General features: G+C 47.0%; 15 protein-coding genes and 1 tRNA gene. 13 read left to right on the forward strand and 3 right to left on the reverse strand.

Annotated features, from left to right (window positions below):
• The 8 genes from ABY436_RS15040 to ABY436_RS15075 form a co-directional block, all read left to right on the forward strand.
• The coding region (locus tag ABY436_RS15040) for an LPS-assembly protein LptD (protein ID WP_372739758.1) at window positions 1-2457 on the forward strand (2457 nt) is incomplete at its 5' end.
• Window positions 2450-3760, forward strand: coding sequence for a peptidylprolyl isomerase (locus ABY436_RS15045; RefSeq protein WP_372739759.1), 1311 nt, complete (start codon window positions 2450-2452; stop codon window positions 3758-3760). The genes ABY436_RS15040 and ABY436_RS15045, both read left to right, overlap by 8 nt.
• Complete coding sequence (gene pdxA / locus ABY436_RS15050; RefSeq protein ID WP_372739760.1) at window positions 3760-4782, forward strand: 4-hydroxythreonine-4-phosphate dehydrogenase PdxA; 1023 nt, start codon at window positions 3760-3762, stop codon at window positions 4780-4782. The genes ABY436_RS15045 and pdxA overlap by 1 nt, the downstream gene beginning before the upstream one ends.
• Complete coding sequence (gene rsmA, locus ABY436_RS15055) at window positions 4772-5575, forward strand: 16S rRNA (adenine(1518)-N(6)/adenine(1519)-N(6))-dimethyltransferase RsmA (protein ID WP_372739761.1); 804 nt, start codon at window positions 4772-4774, stop codon at window positions 5573-5575. Before pdxA ends, rsmA begins: the two co-directional genes overlap by 11 nt.
• A gap of 16 nt (window positions 5576-5591) precedes the next feature.
• On the forward strand, window positions 5592-5978 hold the full coding sequence (apaG, locus tag ABY436_RS15060) for a Co2+/Mg2+ efflux protein ApaG (RefSeq protein WP_372739762.1): 387 nt from the start codon (window positions 5592-5594) through the stop codon (window positions 5976-5978).
• A 54-nt stretch (window positions 5979-6032) separates the two neighbouring features.
• Complete coding sequence (locus tag ABY436_RS15065; protein ID WP_372739763.1) at window positions 6033-6863, forward strand: symmetrical bis(5'-nucleosyl)-tetraphosphatase; 831 nt, start codon at window positions 6033-6035, stop codon at window positions 6861-6863.
• A 5-nt stretch (window positions 6864-6868) separates the two neighbouring features.
• Window positions 6869-7189: a thiosulfate sulfurtransferase GlpE gene (gene glpE / locus ABY436_RS15070; RefSeq protein WP_090724542.1), complete on the forward strand. Its 321-nt coding sequence runs from the start codon at window positions 6869-6871 to the stop codon at window positions 7187-7189.
• Window positions 7190-7208: 19 nt separating this feature from the next.
• Window positions 7209-8324 (forward strand): hypothetical protein, encoded by a 1116-nt coding sequence (locus ABY436_RS15075; RefSeq protein ID WP_372739764.1) that lies wholly within the window; start codon window positions 7209-7211, stop codon window positions 8322-8324.
• A 34-nt stretch (window positions 8325-8358) separates the two neighbouring features.
• Here ABY436_RS15075 and folK read toward each other — a convergent pair whose 3' ends face one another.
• From folK to tsaD, 3 genes are read right to left on the reverse strand one after another with little or no spacing between them, the layout of a single operon-like run.
• Window positions 8359-8874, reverse strand: coding sequence for a 2-amino-4-hydroxy-6-hydroxymethyldihydropteridine diphosphokinase (folK, locus tag ABY436_RS15080; RefSeq protein ID WP_372739765.1), 516 nt, complete (start codon window positions 8872-8874; stop codon window positions 8359-8361).
• A complete protein-coding gene (folB, locus tag ABY436_RS15085; protein WP_372739766.1) occupies window positions 8874-9230 on the reverse strand; it encodes a dihydroneopterin aldolase in 357 nt (118 codons plus the stop codon). Before folB ends, folK begins: the two co-directional genes overlap by 1 nt.
• A 30-nt stretch (window positions 9231-9260) precedes the next feature.
• Complete coding sequence (gene tsaD, locus ABY436_RS15090) at window positions 9261-10289, reverse strand: tRNA (adenosine(37)-N6)-threonylcarbamoyltransferase complex transferase subunit TsaD (protein ID WP_372739770.1); 1029 nt, start codon at window positions 10287-10289, stop codon at window positions 9261-9263.
• Between the two features lie 177 nt (window positions 10290-10466).
• On the opposite strand from tsaD, the gene rpsU reads away from it, so the two are divergent.
• The 5 genes from rpsU to ABY436_RS15115 all read left to right on the forward strand — a co-directional run bounded on the left by rpsU (window position 10467) and on the right by ABY436_RS15115 (window position 15173).
• Window positions 10467-10682 (forward strand): 30S ribosomal protein S21, encoded by a 216-nt coding sequence (gene rpsU, locus ABY436_RS15095; RefSeq protein ID WP_028471240.1) that lies wholly within the window; start codon window positions 10467-10469, stop codon window positions 10680-10682.
• A gap of 63 nt (window positions 10683-10745) precedes the next feature.
• The gene (locus ABY436_RS15100) at window positions 10746-11195 is read left to right on the forward strand and encodes a GatB/YqeY domain-containing protein (protein ID WP_372739767.1); all 450 of its coding nucleotides are present in this window, start codon (window positions 10746-10748) and stop codon (window positions 11193-11195) included.
• Window positions 11196-11227: 32 nt separating this feature from the next.
• Window positions 11228-13021, forward strand: coding sequence for a DNA primase (gene dnaG, locus ABY436_RS15105; RefSeq protein WP_372739768.1), 1794 nt, complete (start codon window positions 11228-11230; stop codon window positions 13019-13021).
• 161 nt (window positions 13022-13182) lie between these two features.
• Window positions 13183-15030 carry an RNA polymerase sigma factor RpoD gene (gene rpoD, locus ABY436_RS15110; protein WP_372739769.1) on the forward strand — a complete coding sequence of 616 codons (1848 nt, stop codon included), beginning with the start codon at window positions 13183-13185 and terminating at the stop codon, window positions 15028-15030.
• A 66-nt stretch (window positions 15031-15096) separates the two neighbouring features.
• Window positions 15097-15173, forward strand: a tRNA-Ile gene (locus ABY436_RS15115).
• Window positions 15174-15181: the final 8 nt, after the last annotated feature.

Raw genomic sequence — 15181 nt, forward strand, 5'->3', positions numbered from 1 at the left:
ACATCGCCTATTGCCGGGACCACGACTCAAACTGAAACCTCAACTGAAGCCCTTGCTGAGCCGCTTACAAAAGCGTCACATACAGAAGCGCCATTTATAGAAGCACCATTTATAGAAACTTTATCTATAGAAGCTCCATCTATTGAAACTCCAACTATTGAAACTCCATCTATTGAAGCTCAGGGTGAATCACAAAATAACCTGACACCCTCAAAAGCCAGCAACACTGAAGTACAATCAGAATCCTCTCTCCCTCAATCAGCGTATGCACATCTTGGTTGGTATCCTTATGCCAAGGGACAATCTCCCAACCATTGCAGCGGACGCTATATAGAACCAGCGCTACCTGAAGATGATGGCACACCTTTCCAGTTCAAGCCCATTATAGTAGATGCATCTGAAGCACGAACTGAGCTGGGTCTGGGTACAGAATTAACTGGCAGCGTTAAAATAGTGCAAGGCTCACGCAGTCTCTACAGCGATTCGGCCACTATCAACCAAGAAACCGGAGATATCAACATTTCCGGCGGAGCAACTTACCGAGAACCAGGTCTGCTCTTCACAGGCAAAACGGCTCAATCAAATACGAATACAAAAAAAACAACGTTAAATGACGCCGAATATGTCTTATTCAAAAACAATATCAGAGGCTCAGTCGCTCAGATATCCCGAAATGAAGACGCGACTATCACAATACAAGAGGGCAACTACACTCAGTGCCCTCCAGACTCCAACACATGGAACCTTGTCGCAAAAGAGATTCATTTAGATAAAGAAAGCGGGTTTGGCTGGGCAAAGCACGCAACACTTAAAGTGTCAGATATACCCGTGCTGTATCTACCTTATTTCCAGTTCCCTATAGATGACAAACGCCACACCGGTTTCCTTTACCCTTCAATCCGCTATTCCGACACCGAAGGACTCGACTTAAGCACCCCTTACTACTTTAATATCGCGCCCAATATTGATGATACACTGACACCACGCTTTCTGGAAAAGAGAGGTATTTTGCTGGAAAATGAACTCAGATACATGAATGCATACTCCACCAACTCATTGAGCACTGCTTATCTACCCAACGACAGTGTAACAAACCAGGACCGATGGTTATTTGGCATTAAGCACACGGGGAAACCTGCTGATCGCTGGCTAACCAAAATCAACTACCTTAGCGTCAGTGACGATGATTACTTTGACGACCTTGGTACAACATTAGATGCCGCTGAAGAAAGTCATCTAAATCGTAGCGGTTCAGTTACCTATTACGGAAATCAATGGCAATCCGAATTTTTATTGCAAAGCTACCAGACCATTGATGAGGACAACATCACACCTTATCGTCGCCTGCCTCAACTGCAAGTATCCGGCGACCCAACACTTGGCCCCGACTGGTTATCTGCCAGCTATTTATTGCAACTCACTCAGTTTGACAGGGACATTACCGACTTGACGGACAGCGATCGTGTTACCGGTAGTCGCTTACATATCGAACCTGAACTTACAGCAACATTTCGCAGCGCAAGCGGCTATATTAAACCCGCGATTAAGCTATGGCACTCACAATACTCTTTAGATGATCAGGTAGATGGCATGAACGACTCGCCATCAATAAGCGCACCCGTCATCAGCATCGATTCCGGGTTATTTTTCGATCGTGACTATTCCTTGTTTAATACCCATTACCAGCAAACACTTGAACCACGCCTATATGCTCTGTATGTACCGGAACAGGATCAATCGGCCGTCCCTGATTTCGATACTACTACTTACAGTTTTGATTACGCCTCCTTATTCAGAAGTAATCGCTTCAGTGGTTATGACCGCATCGGTGACACTCAACAGCTATCACTCGGCGTCTCCAGTCGCTTGATAGACCAGAAAGGACGCGAGGCGATTACTGCCAGTATTGGCCAGGCCATTTACTATAATGACCGCACAGTTGAGCTTGACGACAGCCCCCTCACTGATGGCACCTCAGACTTTTCTGATATCGCTACCAGCGTCATCTGGCGTCCGAATAAGCGCTTAAACATCAATTTCAATGCGAATTTCGATCACGAAGATGTTCGGGCCACCGAGCACAACGTGGCCGTCCGTTATCAAGACGATATCAATCGTATCGTCAGCCTCAGTTATCGTTTCTCAGAAGATATTCGTGAACAAAGTACAGCAGCATTCATATGGCCAGTCAGCAAAACCTGGTCAGCTTTAGGTGTTTGGCAATATGATTGGCTGACTAATGATAGTATTGACACGGCTATTGGTCTGGAATATGAAAGCTGTTGCTGGAAAACACGGATAGTCACACGTCATTGGTTAACAGATGAAGACGAAAAAGATACGGCACTTTACTTGCAGTTTGTCCTCAAAGGATTAGGAAGCTTTGGACGTAGCGGTGGATCTGATTTCGCCGAAAAAATAACCGGTTTTGAACAACGCGAAGAGATAAATGATTAAGTCTAATATTATGAAAATTCGTCAATTTGGCCTTGTATCGCTGGCCTCTCTTATACTTAGCAGCTCACTTCATGCAGCCCCCCTGCCTCTGGATAAAGTGGTTGCTATCGTCAATGATGATATCGTATTGGAGTCAGAGTTTAAGCAACGCCTGCAAATCATCCGCGACCAGCTAAGTGCCCGTAACCAACGCATTCCGCCGGACAATATCCTCGCACCACAAGTCCTGGATCGATTAGTACTCGACAACCTGATGCTGCAGTTGGCAGAAAAACAAGGCATCAAAGTCACTGACCGTCAACTCAACGACGCCATCAACAACATTGCCAGCCGAAATGGCATGAGTTTGGTTCAGTTTCGTCAAGCCCTCATTGCAGAAGGTCAGGACTATGCGACTGCCCGCGAGCAAATCCGCCGCGAAATGCTAATTGCCCAGGTTCAGCAAAGCAATGTCAGCCGCCGTATCCGCGTATCAGATCAGGAGATCAAAAACTTCCTGAAATCAGATGCCGCCCTGGCTAATCAATCTGAATTATTGCTCAGCATTATTCTAACCTCTATTCCAGAACAAGCATCTTCGGAGCAAATTCAGGCCGCTGAGGCAAAAGCAAACTCAATTCACCAAACCCTTATCAATAATGCGGACTTTGCAGAAACGGCCATCGCGACCTCTAGTGCACCAAACGCACTGAATGGCGGGGACCTGGGTTGGAGAAAAATGGCGGAATTACCGGAAGCACTGGCAGCGGTTGTAGGAAACATGAAGCCGGGAGACATTAGTAAGCCGATCAAAGCAGCCAGCGGTTTCTATATTACCCAGCTAAGAGATAAACGCGGTGGCGCTGTACAGCTGGTGAATCAAACTAAAGTTCGTCACATTTTACTCAAACCCAGTGAGATACGATCACCAGCCCAAACTCAGCGACTCATAGAACGTCTTCATACACGTCTGCAGGAAGGTGAATCATTCGCAGAACTCGCTAAAGAGCTCAGCGATGATCCAGCCAGCGGTTCAGAAGGTGGAGACCTGAGTTGGACCTCCCCCGGACAGATGGTGCCTGAGTTTGAACAAGAGATGGAACGCACGCCGATTGGCGAGCTAAGCGCCCCCTTTGAGTCACGTTTTGGCTGGCACATACTACAGGTGCAGGACCGCAGAACTCAGGATATGGGCGATCAGGTCATGGAGTCTCAGGCCAGATCTACCATTAGTAAGCGTAAGTTTTCTGAAGAGTTGGTAAACTGGTTACGCGAAATGCGTTCTGCTGCTTACGTTGAAATCAAAGATGAGATCAAACCATAATGCAGCAATGTAAGCGGATTGCCATCACGGCCGGTGAACCGGCCGGAATCGGACCTGACCTGATTATTCAAATGGTGCAGTACTCTCATGCTGATGAGTTAATAGCTGTTTGTGATCCGGAATTGCTGTACGCGCGTGCGCGTCAGTTAGACCTACCTATTGTCATTGAGAAATTCAATCCACAAGAGCCTCCCTCTCCCACATTGGCGCGTACGATTAAAGTACTTCCGGTACAACTTAGCCGCACGGTCACAACAGGAGAGCTCGATGCTAAAAACGCCCGGTATGTTCTGGAGACTTTATCGGTAGCCGCGAATGGCTGCCTTAATGGCCTTTTTGACGCCATGGTAACGGCACCGGTTCACAAGGGAATCATCAATGATGCCGGCATTCCATTTTCTGGCCATACTGAGTTCTTAGAAGAGATCACCGCTAGCAAAAAAGTGGTAATGATGCTGGCAACCGAAGGGCTGAAAGTCGCACTCGTCACTACTCACATTCCATTAAGCCATGTTTCCGGTGCCATTACACAATCACTTCTGCGAGAAGTGATTGAAGTACTGCAGCATGACCTTATACATACATTTGGTATTGCCGCTCCCAAAATAATAATCGCTGGTTTAAACCCCCATGCCGGCGAAGGCGGCCACATGGGACGCGAAGAAATTGACACCATTGAGCCCGTGCTAAATGAATTACGTATTCAAGGCTATCAGTTACAAGGCCCTCTGCCGGCAGATACACTATTTACCCCGAAATACCTTGAACATTGCGATGCTGTGCTGGCGATGTATCACGACCAAGGCTTACCCGTCCTGAAATACAAAGGCTTCGGTAACGCCGTCAACATCACGCTGGGCATGCCGATTATACGAACATCGGTAGACCACGGGACCGCGCTGGATCTCGCCGGTACAGGGAATGCCAGTTATGGTAGTCTTAAATTAGCCATTCACTACGCAGGCGAAATGGCCCGCAACAAGTCAACCTGCAGCAACTCAAAGAGTATTCATGAGTCATAAACAACCCGCTATGCATAAAGCCAGAAAACGTTTTGGCCAGAACTTCCTGCAGGATCAGGGAATCATCCGACAGATTATTCGCTCAATTGCGCCGCACCCTTCTGATCATATGGTCGAAATCGGCCCAGGATTAGGCGCTTTAACGGAAGAGATTCTGGCTGAAGCCGGCGCATTAGACGCCATCGAACTCGACCGCGATCTGCCACCGATTTTGCGCACGAAATTTTTCAGATACGAGGATCGCTTTCGTATTTTTGAAGCCGATGCCATGAAGTTCGATTTCAAAAGCCTGCGCGAAGATGGCCGTCCGCTCAGAATTGTTGGCAACCTGCCCTACAACATCTCGACACAACTGATTTTTCACCTGCTGAGCCATTCAGGTGATATTGTCGATATGCACTTTATGCTACAAAAAGAAGTGGTAGACCGGCTCGCCGCCAAAGCAGGAGAAAACAACTACGGTCGCCTCGGCATCATGGCTCAATATTATTGCCAGGTTGAACCCTTATTTATTGTTCCTCCTGAAGCTTTTAACCCGGTACCCAAAGTTGACTCAGCGATTGTCAGGCTCACCCCTTACCAAGAGCTGCCTTTTGTCGCCAAAGACCCAGTGGTTCTGAAACAAATTGTCAAAACAGCCTTTGCGCATCGACGCAAAACCCTGCGCAACAATTTAAAAGAACTGATCAGTACAGAGCAACTTGAAATACTGCAGATTGATCCGTCTTTGCGACCGGAACGTTTATCAGTGCAAGACTTCATCAGCATTGCCGATTTTTTGACACCACAATAGAGACTACAAACCTGACATGGATCACCTTGACCCCAGCACCCTGATCAAAATCGAGATCGCCACACGTTTTCTGCCAAATCAGTCAGATGCGGAGTCGCATCGCTTTGTATTCTCTTATGAGATCACAATTACGAATGAAAACAACCAGGCCGTAAAGCTACTCAGCCGTCGCTGGGTCGTTACCGACGGTAATGAACATGTACAGGAAATTGAAGGAGAAGGCGTTGTTGGCGAACAACCTGTCATACCCGCACATGACAGCTACAAATATACCAGCGGCACCGTTCTGGCCACACGTGTTGGCAGCATGTTCGGCCATTACACCATGGAAACAGCGGAAGGTGAGCGCTTCAATGCCCCTATCCCTGCATTCACATTAGCACAACCCAACGCCTTGCATTAATGGTAGCTATGCAAGGTCATTTCAATCACTAACCGGGTATGAAAAGGATGACTTATGGCCACCTATGCTATCGGTGATATTCAGGGTTGTTTTGATGAGTTTCAAAACCTGCTTGGACTGATTAATTTTAGTCAAAATGATAAGCTCTGGCTATGTGGTGACTTAGTTAACCGCGGCCCTAAATCTCTACAAACACTGCGCTTCATTAAAGAACTCGGTGTTCAGGCCCATATGGTTCTTGGCAATCACGACCTGCACCTCCTCGCGGTTCATTACGATATAACACGAAAAAAAAAGAGTGATACGCTGGACGAGATACTCAACGCCCCTGATCGCGAAGAGCTGATGCACTGGTTACAGCAACAACCGCTTCTGCACACCGATACCGTATTAAACTTTACCATGGTCCATGCAGGCATACCGCCAGACTGGTCAATCAACAATGCACAAAAAAGAGCGCAAGAAGTCGAAAACACCTTACGCTCAACTAAAGCTCACGCTTTTTTTGAGCATATGTATGGCAATAAACCGGAGACATGGAGTAACGATCTGAAAGGCTGGAAGCGCCTGCGTACGATCACCAATTATCTGACGCGGATGCGCTTCTGTACGCCTGAGGGTAAACTTGAGTTTGCTTCCAAAGGCGGCCTTGAAACGCAACCTGATGGTTTTCTGCCCTGGTATAAACACCCGCACCGCAAGACTGCCGGGGAAAATATTATTTTCGGGCATTGGGCTGCACTACAAGGCGCTGCAGACACTCATAACGTATATGCATTAGATACGGGCTGCATCTGGGGCTTAAAACTTACTGCCCTGCGGCTGGATGACTTAACTTACTATCATACGCCTAGCTTACAAAAATCAGCATTCGCGACAGGATAATCACTATGGATCAATATACTTGCATCGACTCTACTCAAGCAATCGACTGGCTTGAAAAGGGTGCCGTTGTTGTCGACATCAGAGATACTCAAAGCTTCCGACAAGGCCACATACCCGGCGCCTTTAATTTGTCGAATGACAATTTGCATGAGTTCATGATGGCAGCAAACTTTGAAACCCCTTTGATTGTTTGTTGTTATCACGGCATCAGCAGCCAATCGGCCGCACAATATCTTGTACACCAAGGTTTTGAGCGCGTCAGTAGTCTTGATGGTGGCTTCGAAGCCTGGACGTCATCTCAACCAGAAAAAATAGAATCTGAATAACGGGATTTAAAGATCTTTTATGGATATCTATCTTGTCGGTGGGGCCGTCAGAGACACACTGCTCAATTATCCGGTTTATGATAAAGACTGGGTGGTGGTCGGCGCAACGCCCGAAGCCATGCTTACTCTGGGATATAAACCCGTCGGCAGCGACTTTCCTGTTTTTATTCATCCGACAAGCGGCGAAGAGTATGCGCTTGCCCGCACCGAAAGGAAAAGCGGAAAAGGTTATAGCGGCTTTCAATACCACGCCAGCCCGGACGTCACTCTGGAGGAAGATCTTTCCAGGCGAGACCTGACCATCAACGCGATGGCACTATCCAATGATGGACAACTTATTGACCCTTATGGGGGACAACACGATCTGGAGGCAAAGATATTACGCCACGTATCACCAGCCTTTAGTGAAGACCCTTTGCGCGTCTTAAGAGTCGCGCGTTTTGCTGCTCGCTATGCTCATCTTGGCTTTACTCTGGCAGCAGAGACACTGCAACTCATGCAGGAAATTTCAGACACTGACGAACTGGAACATCTGACCAGAGAACGAATATGGCAAGAACTGGATCGAGCCTTAGGAGAAAAATCACCTCTGACCTTTTTTCTTGTTCTGGAAAACAGTCATGCGCTTAAGAAACTTTTTCCGGAATTCAAAGCGCTGATAAACTCACCGGTCGCTGACTCACTGCAACAGCTGTTTACTGATAAAACTGAAAACCAAGTGCGCTTTGCAACACTCTGCACGCTTTGTTTTATGGATAGATCCAACGCCGAGATCGCATTACTCGATACCTGCCAACGATTAAAAACACCGAACCAATACCGAGACCTAAGCATTCATACAGTTAAAGCGATTGAATTATTACACACGTGGCAGGAAGCAACCGCCGGGCAGCGTTTGAGTTTAATTCAGGCGCTGGATCTGATCCGTCGCCCGGAACGCCTCTCCGGCATACTTGATGCCTGCCGTTTATTAAGCCGCGCACTTTATCAGGAAGAATTAAAAACCGAAGGAATTGAAGCCTTACTAATGCGACTTAAAGCAATTAACCCAAGTGACCTGATTCAGAAAGGCTTTACAGGCGCAGCACTTGGCAATGAGATAAAGCGCCTGCAGCTAGAGATGTGCCAAGACTAAATAACAAAGCCCATACACGCTAATCATGGGCCTATCAGGCGCAGCGTGATATCAAACGACCCTGCCAATTAAAATTCACCGGATACAACTTCTGAGTGGATTTATCATACTCACGCCATAACGTCTGATAGTTTTTACCAACAACAGGGTGCATATCAAGTGGAGCCACTTCAGCCAACGGCCAAAGCACAAAAGCATTGGTCAAAATCTCATCTCTTGGCACCTGAACACCAGCAAAGCAACCTGCCTGATCGGCAAAGGTTAATATATCAATATCCAGCGTCCGTGGAGCAAACTTTGGCCCACCCCGAACCCGACCATTGTCATCCTCAATACCTTTCAGTAAAGCCGACAACGCGCCAATCTCAAGATCGGTATCCAACCCAACCACCAGATTTAAAAAAGGGCTACCATTAAACCCTACAGACTCACTTTCATAAACAGACGAGATAACCAAAGGAGAGAAGCAGGTATTGAGTATATCTAAACCGGCGGTTACATGTTTATATCTCTCAATATTACTACCGATACTTAAATAAACGCATGGCATCAGAAACGTTTCCCTCTTTCGATAATCACACCGACATCCGCTGCTTGTGAAATCGCATTCGGCTTCCCTAAGCGCAACTTTAACCACGGCACATTAAATTCATGCATGACCAAAGTGGCTATTTCTTCCGCCATAGTTTCAACCAATAAAAACTCGCTTTCTTGTACAAACTCGATCAGACGATCACAAACGCTTTTATAGTTCAGCGTACTATCGATATCTTCTGTCAAAGCAGCCTGCCTTATATCAGTACCCATCTCCAGATCCAGGGTCACCACTTGACGAACTTCACGCTCCCAGTCATAAATACCAATAACCGTCTCTACTTGCAGAGAACTGATATAAACAATATCCACTCAACGACCACCTAATCACAAAATATTTATTTAAGAGCACGCATCTAACAAATCCATAGCCCAACGAGGCCTGGCTTCAATTACCAGATCACTCGATTGACCTGCCAGTAAACGCTGACAACCTGCATAAGCAATCATCGCACCATTATCTGTACAGAATGCCTGACGTGCATAATAAAGCTGAGCTTTCTCTTTTTTAACCATCTTTTCCAATGCATCACGCAAACGCTGGTTGGCACTTACCCCGCCCGCAATAATTAACTGTTTCAAGCCGGTTTGCTGCAGAGCACGGCGGCATTTAATAGTCAGCGTATCAACGGTTGCCTCCTCAAAGGCTGCCGCGATGTCGGCTTTATCCTGCCCGGAGAGTACCCCATCAACTTTATGAGCGCTAATGGTATTCATTGTAAAAGTTTTCAAACCAGAAAAACTAAAATCCAATCCGGGTCGATCCGTCATAGGACGGGGAAAGCGTAAACGCTTACGATCTCCTTTTTCAGCCAGTTTTGCGATTAAAGGGCCTCCCGGATAATCCAGACCGAGCATTTTAGCGGCCTTATCAAACGCCTCACCGGCGGCATCATCGAGCGACTCACCTAATAGCTCATAATGACCAATACCCGTCACTTTGACGAGTTGCGTATGCCCACCGCTCACCAGCAAAGCCACAAATGGAAAATCTGGCGGGTTTTCTTCCAGCATCGGTGCCAGCAAGTGGCCTTCCATATGATGCACACCAATCGCCGGCACATCCCACCCCATCGCTAATGCGCGGCCCGTAGCTGCGCCCACCATCAGTGCACCAACCAGACCAGGCCCTGCAGTATAGGCGACAGCATCAATCTCAGACGCTTTCAGACCGGCCAGTTTTAATGTTTCACTTATTAAAGGTAACAGTTTGCGAATATGATCACGTGACGCCAGCTCAGGCACTACCCCTCCATATTCAGAATGCATGGCAACCTGGCTATATAGCGTATCCGCCAGCAGCCCCTGGTCATTATCATATATGGCGACCCCAGTCTCATCACAGGAGGTCTCGATCCCCAGAACTTTCATCTTTACTGTATCACTCACTTAATATCTGAAAACGCCGACATTATCGCTTATATACCTCTCAATTACACGAATATCACTTTGACAATTGTCACTCTTGGTCGTAAAATTTATCGCCTCATTTGGGAACTGATCTCAACTGAGGTATTTATCATTCATTTAAGTTAGGTTTAAGTAAACATGCCTGCAGTAAAAGTAAAAGATAACGAGCCATTTGATGTAGCACTTCGTCGTTTTAAGCGTTCTTGTGAAAAAGCAGGTGTTCTTGCTGAAGTTCGTAAACGTGAATTTTACGAAAAGCCAACATCCGTTCGTAAACGTAAAGCAGCAGCCGCTGTAAAACGTCACGCTAAGAAAGTATCTCGTGATATTTCTCGTCGCGTACGCATGTACTAGTATTTAGCCAGAATGCGTCACCTTTTCGAGATTTAACCATTATCCAACACAGGCCAGGCCATAATGCCAGTACTCAAGAAACAGATTACTGAAGCGATGAAAGCAGCAATGCGTGCAAAAGACAAAGCACTGCTGGGAACTATTCGTTTAATTTTGGCAGAAATCAAACGCATCGAAGTCGATGAGCGTATTGAGTTGGATGATCAAAGAATTATTTCTGTATTGGATAAAATGTCCAAACAGCGACGCGATTCAATCTCACAATATGACAAAGCGAACCGCACTGACCTGGCGGACATCGAGCGACAAGAACTGGAGGTGATTAAAACCTACTTGCCGCAATCGCTGAATGATGAAGAAATAAACACGGCCCTGGAAGAAGCTATCGCCGCCACTGGAGCGAGCGGAGCTCAGGATATGGGCAAAGTAATGGCAGAATTAAAGCCTAAACTACAAGGCCGCGCCGATATGGGCATGGTCTCAAAGCTCGTAAAAGAGCGTCTGACACGTTAAGATCCTCATCATTACCAATGATTGAGTAAAATATGGCTGGGCGCATACCGCAAAATTTTATTGACGACCTTTTAGCTCGCGTCAATATAGTCGATCTTATTGATGGTCGCGTTAAACTAAAAAAGTCCGGTAAGAACTACTCAGGACTTTGTCCGTTTCATCAGGAAAAATCTCCCTCTTTTTCCGTTAGTCCCGACAAACAATTCTATTACTGCTTTGGCTGCGGCGCAGGTGGTAACGCTATCGGCTTCCTGATGGAATACGATCGCCTTGAGTTCCCCCAAGCCGTTGAAGAGGTCGCCAAACTTGTCGGTGTTGACGTACCACGGGATGAGCAACAGGAACAACAGCGAAACGAATACAAAGCGCAATACAACATTCTTGATGCCGCTGCCTCATATTACCAAAAACAATTAAAGTCCCATCAACATAGAGACCAGGCCGTTTCCTACCTGAAATCACGTGGATTGACGGGGAAAATTGCACACCTGTTCGGTATCGGCTACGCACCTCCGGGCTGGGATAACCTGCTAAAAGCGCTTGGCACAACACCACAAGAACAACAGCTACTTGAAACCAGCGGCATGCTCATCAGGCACGAAGAAAAAGATAGCCTATACGACCGCTTTCGTGAACGGATTATCTTTCCCATTCGCGATATGCGTGGCCGCGTTATAGCCTTTGGCGGACGCGTACTAGGCGATGATAAGCCCAAATATCTGAACTCACCGGAAACTGATACTTTTCATAAAAGCCGCGAACTTTACGGACTCTACGAAGCACGCAAGCTATCAACAAAACTGGAACGCATTATTATTGTTGAAGGCTACATGGATGTCATCAGCCTGGCGCAATTTGGAATCACCTATGCAGTAGCAACGCTGGGTACAGCAACGACGGCCCAGCATCTGGAACGTTTGTTCAAAACTGTTCCAGAAATCATTTTTTGTTTTGATGGCGACAATGCCGGCAGAAAAGCCGCCGAACGCGCATTGGAAGCCGCCTTACCCATCATTAAAGACGGCTTGCAAGCACGCTTCCTTTTTCTACCCGAAGGCGAAGATCCGGACACACTTATCCGCCAGGAATCGAAGCAAGGTTTTGAAAAACGCCTGAATGAAGCCCCGCAGTTAAGTGACTTCTTTTTCCGATCCTTGTCCGAAGAGGTAGACATGACATCGATGGACGGGCGGGCAAGATTCAGCAACAAAGCACTCCCCCTGATTCAGCAGATGAAAACCAGCCTGTTACAACAAATGATGCTGGAAAAAATATGCGAAGTAACCGGCCTTACTCTCGAGCAAATTAACAGCACTATCAACCTTACTCAAAGCACACCGCCCATCGCAACGCCGAACGAATCAGTCAGCAGACCGACTTTCAGGCCGCAAAACCCATTTTCAAACACAACTCCAAAAGAAACAGCCAGTTTGTGCAGCCATATAATATCCTTGTTATTGCACCACCCCGCCCTGGCCTCGAAAGTCAAAAATCCAGAAGCGCTCTCCTCGTTGAATGAGCCTCATATTGAACTACTCGCTTTATTGATCCATTACCTCCAGCAGACACAAACAGTATCGCTCGGCCCGCTTCTTATCGACTGGCGGGATGACCCCAATTTCAACAAACACCTTTTAGCACTTAGCGAAATATCCCATCTGGACCCGGTTTTAAGTGGCGATCCAAACCAGCTCTTTGACGAAGCCTGGAATAAACTCTTATCACGCCAGCACGACTCAGAACTTGAGAAATTACAAAAGAAATCACTTTCAACCCTGAGTCATGATGAAAAAAAGCGCCTGACATATCTAATATCCAGAAAATAAGCAGTTGTTTTTTTATATTTCATCCCAACAATCTATAAATAGACTAATGTTATACCTGTAAAGCGCTCAACACGGGTTAAAACTAGCTTTGACATGGGCTCAACGTTATAATGTCGCGCTCACTTTTTTTGTAGTTCAAATCGCATCATCGTAGGACATCTATGACTGGCATCTCTCAGCAGCAATCTCGTCTCAAAGAACTGATAGCTCGCGGTAAAGAACAAGGCTATCTCACATATACTGAGGTGAATGATCACCTGCCTGAAGACATCGCCGATCCCGATCAGGTCGAAGATATAATCCGCATGATCAATGACATGGGTATTCCTGTGTCTGAAGAAGCGCCCGATGCTGAAACCCTTCTGATGAAAGAAGGCGATTCATCAGAAGATGCAGATGAAGAAGCCGTTGCCGCACTAGCCGCAGTGGAGTCAGATGCCGGCCGCACTACCGACCCTGTCCGCATGTATATGCGCGAGATGGGCACGGTTGAGCTACTGACACGCGAAGGCGAAATTGTCATTGCCAAACGCATCGAAGAAGGCATCCGTGAAGTCATGTCGGCTCTTTCATGCTTCCCAGGATCAGTGGAAATCATTCTTGAAGCTTACAATTCGGTACTTCAGGAAGAAGGCCGCCTCAGCGATATATTCAGCGGCTACATCGACCCTGATAGCGTCATTCTCGCATTAGCTGAAGAGGCATTGAAAAATGCGCCCGAAGTAGATGAGAGCAATGATGACGACGAGAGTGATGACGAGGACAGCGACAGCGATGATGAAGAAGAGGGTGATCGCGGCCCGGATCCGGAAGAAGCGCGCGTCCGTTTCACTCTGATCAAAGATAATTTACTGGCTGTTTATGAAGCCATAGAAAAAGAAGGTCGTCACAGCCAGGCTTTTAACGAAGCAATGGAACAGCTGGCTACTTCCTTTTCTCCGATTAAACTATCTCCTCGCTTCTACGAAACACTCGTCACGCGAGTAAGAAAATTTATCGAACGTACTCGTTTGCAAGAACGCACCATTATGCGTATCTGTGTACAGCGCTGTAAAATGCCGAGAATATTCTTCATCAAAGAATTCCCTGGCAACGAAACAGATCCTGCCTGGCTAGAGAAAATGGCCGCATCTGGCGCTGAGTACTCACGCGCAATCAAAATTAATTTGCCGGACCTACAACGCGCCCAACGTAAGCTTATTCAACTTGAAGAAGAAGCACAGATCTCTCTAGCTGATATTAAAGACATTAACCGTCGCTTATCCATCGGTGAAGCGCATGCCCGACGCGCCAAAAAAGAGATGGTGGAGGCCAACCTGCGTCTGGTTATTTCTATCGCTAAAAAATATACCAACCGCGGCCTGCAATTCCTCGACCTCATTCAGGAAGGTAACATTGGCTTGATGAAAGCCGTCGATAAATTCGAATATCGTCGCGGTTACAAATTCTCAACTTATGCTACCTGGTGGATCCGACAAGCAATTACTCGTTCTATTGCGGATCAGGCGCGCACCATTCGTATTCCGGTGCACATGATCGAAACGATTAATAAGCTGAACCGTATCTCTCGCCAGATGCTTCAGGAAATGGGGCGCGAGCCACTCCCTGAAGAGTTGGCAGAACGCATGGAAATGCCAGAAGACAAGATCAGGAAAGTCCTGAAAATTGCCAAAGAACCCATTTCGATGGAAACGCCGATTGGCGACGATGAAGACTCAAGTCTCGGCGACTTTATTGAAGACGGGAACCACACCTCCCCTGTCGACTCTGCAACCGGCGAAGGCCTGCGTGAAGCGACACGAGAAGTACTGGCCGGACTCACAGCACGTGAAGCCAAAGTTCTGAGAATGCGTTTCGGTATCGATATGAATACCGATCACACTCTTGAAGAAGTAGGCAAACAGTTTGACGTAACACGTGAACGTATCCGTCAGATTGAAGCAAAAGCACTCAGAAAGCTACGCCACCCAAGCCGATCTGATCACTTACGCAGCTTCTTGGACGAATAGTTTTCTCTTTGCATATCAATCTATTGCGCCAATGATTCAGAATCTGTATTATTGGCGACTCTTTTAGGGCCTATAGCTCAGTTGGTTAGAGCGCCGGACTCATAATCCGTCGGTCCCAGGTTCAAGTCCTGGTGGGCCCACCATATTTACC

The sequence above is a fragment of the Neptunomonas sp. genome (genome assembly GCF_041601355.1).
Lineage (GTDB): Bacteria > Pseudomonadota > Gammaproteobacteria > Pseudomonadales > Balneatricaceae > Neptunomonas.

Bases quoted from the DNA above. Each gene is read 5' to 3' on its own strand.
- tsaD (WP_372739770.1), bottom strand. From the start codon at position 10,289: ATGAAAGTTCTGGGGATCGAGACCTCCTGTGATGAGACTGGGGTCGCC.
- rsmA (WP_372739761.1), top strand. From the start codon at position 4,772: ATGAGTCATAAACAACCCGCTATGCATAAAGCCAGAAAACGTTTTGGC.
- dnaG (WP_372739768.1), top strand. From the start codon at position 11,228: ATGGCTGGGCGCATACCGCAAAATTTTATTGACGACCTTTTAGCTCGC.
- ABY436_RS15075 (WP_372739764.1), top strand. From the start codon at position 7,209: ATGGATATCTATCTTGTCGGTGGGGCCGTCAGAGACACACTGCTCAAT.
- ABY436_RS15100 (WP_372739767.1), top strand. From the start codon at position 10,746: ATGCCAGTACTCAAGAAACAGATTACTGAAGCGATGAAAGCAGCAATG.
- ABY436_RS15065 (WP_372739763.1), top strand. From the start codon at position 6,033: ATGGCCACCTATGCTATCGGTGATATTCAGGGTTGTTTTGATGAGTTT.
- pdxA (WP_372739760.1), top strand. From the start codon at position 3,760: ATGCAGCAATGTAAGCGGATTGCCATCACGGCCGGTGAACCGGCCGGA.
- folK (WP_372739765.1), bottom strand. From the start codon at position 8,874: ATGCCATGCGTTTATTTAAGTATCGGTAGTAATATTGAGAGATATAAA.
- rpsU (WP_028471240.1), top strand. From the start codon at position 10,467: ATGCCTGCAGTAAAAGTAAAAGATAACGAGCCATTTGATGTAGCACTT.
- ABY436_RS15045 (WP_372739759.1), top strand. From the start codon at position 2,450: ATGATTAAGTCTAATATTATGAAAATTCGTCAATTTGGCCTTGTATCG.
- glpE (WP_090724542.1), top strand. From the start codon at position 6,869: ATGGATCAATATACTTGCATCGACTCTACTCAAGCAATCGACTGGCTT.
- rpoD (WP_372739769.1), top strand. From the start codon at position 13,183: ATGACTGGCATCTCTCAGCAGCAATCTCGTCTCAAAGAACTGATAGCT.
- apaG (WP_372739762.1), top strand. From the start codon at position 5,592: ATGGATCACCTTGACCCCAGCACCCTGATCAAAATCGAGATCGCCACA.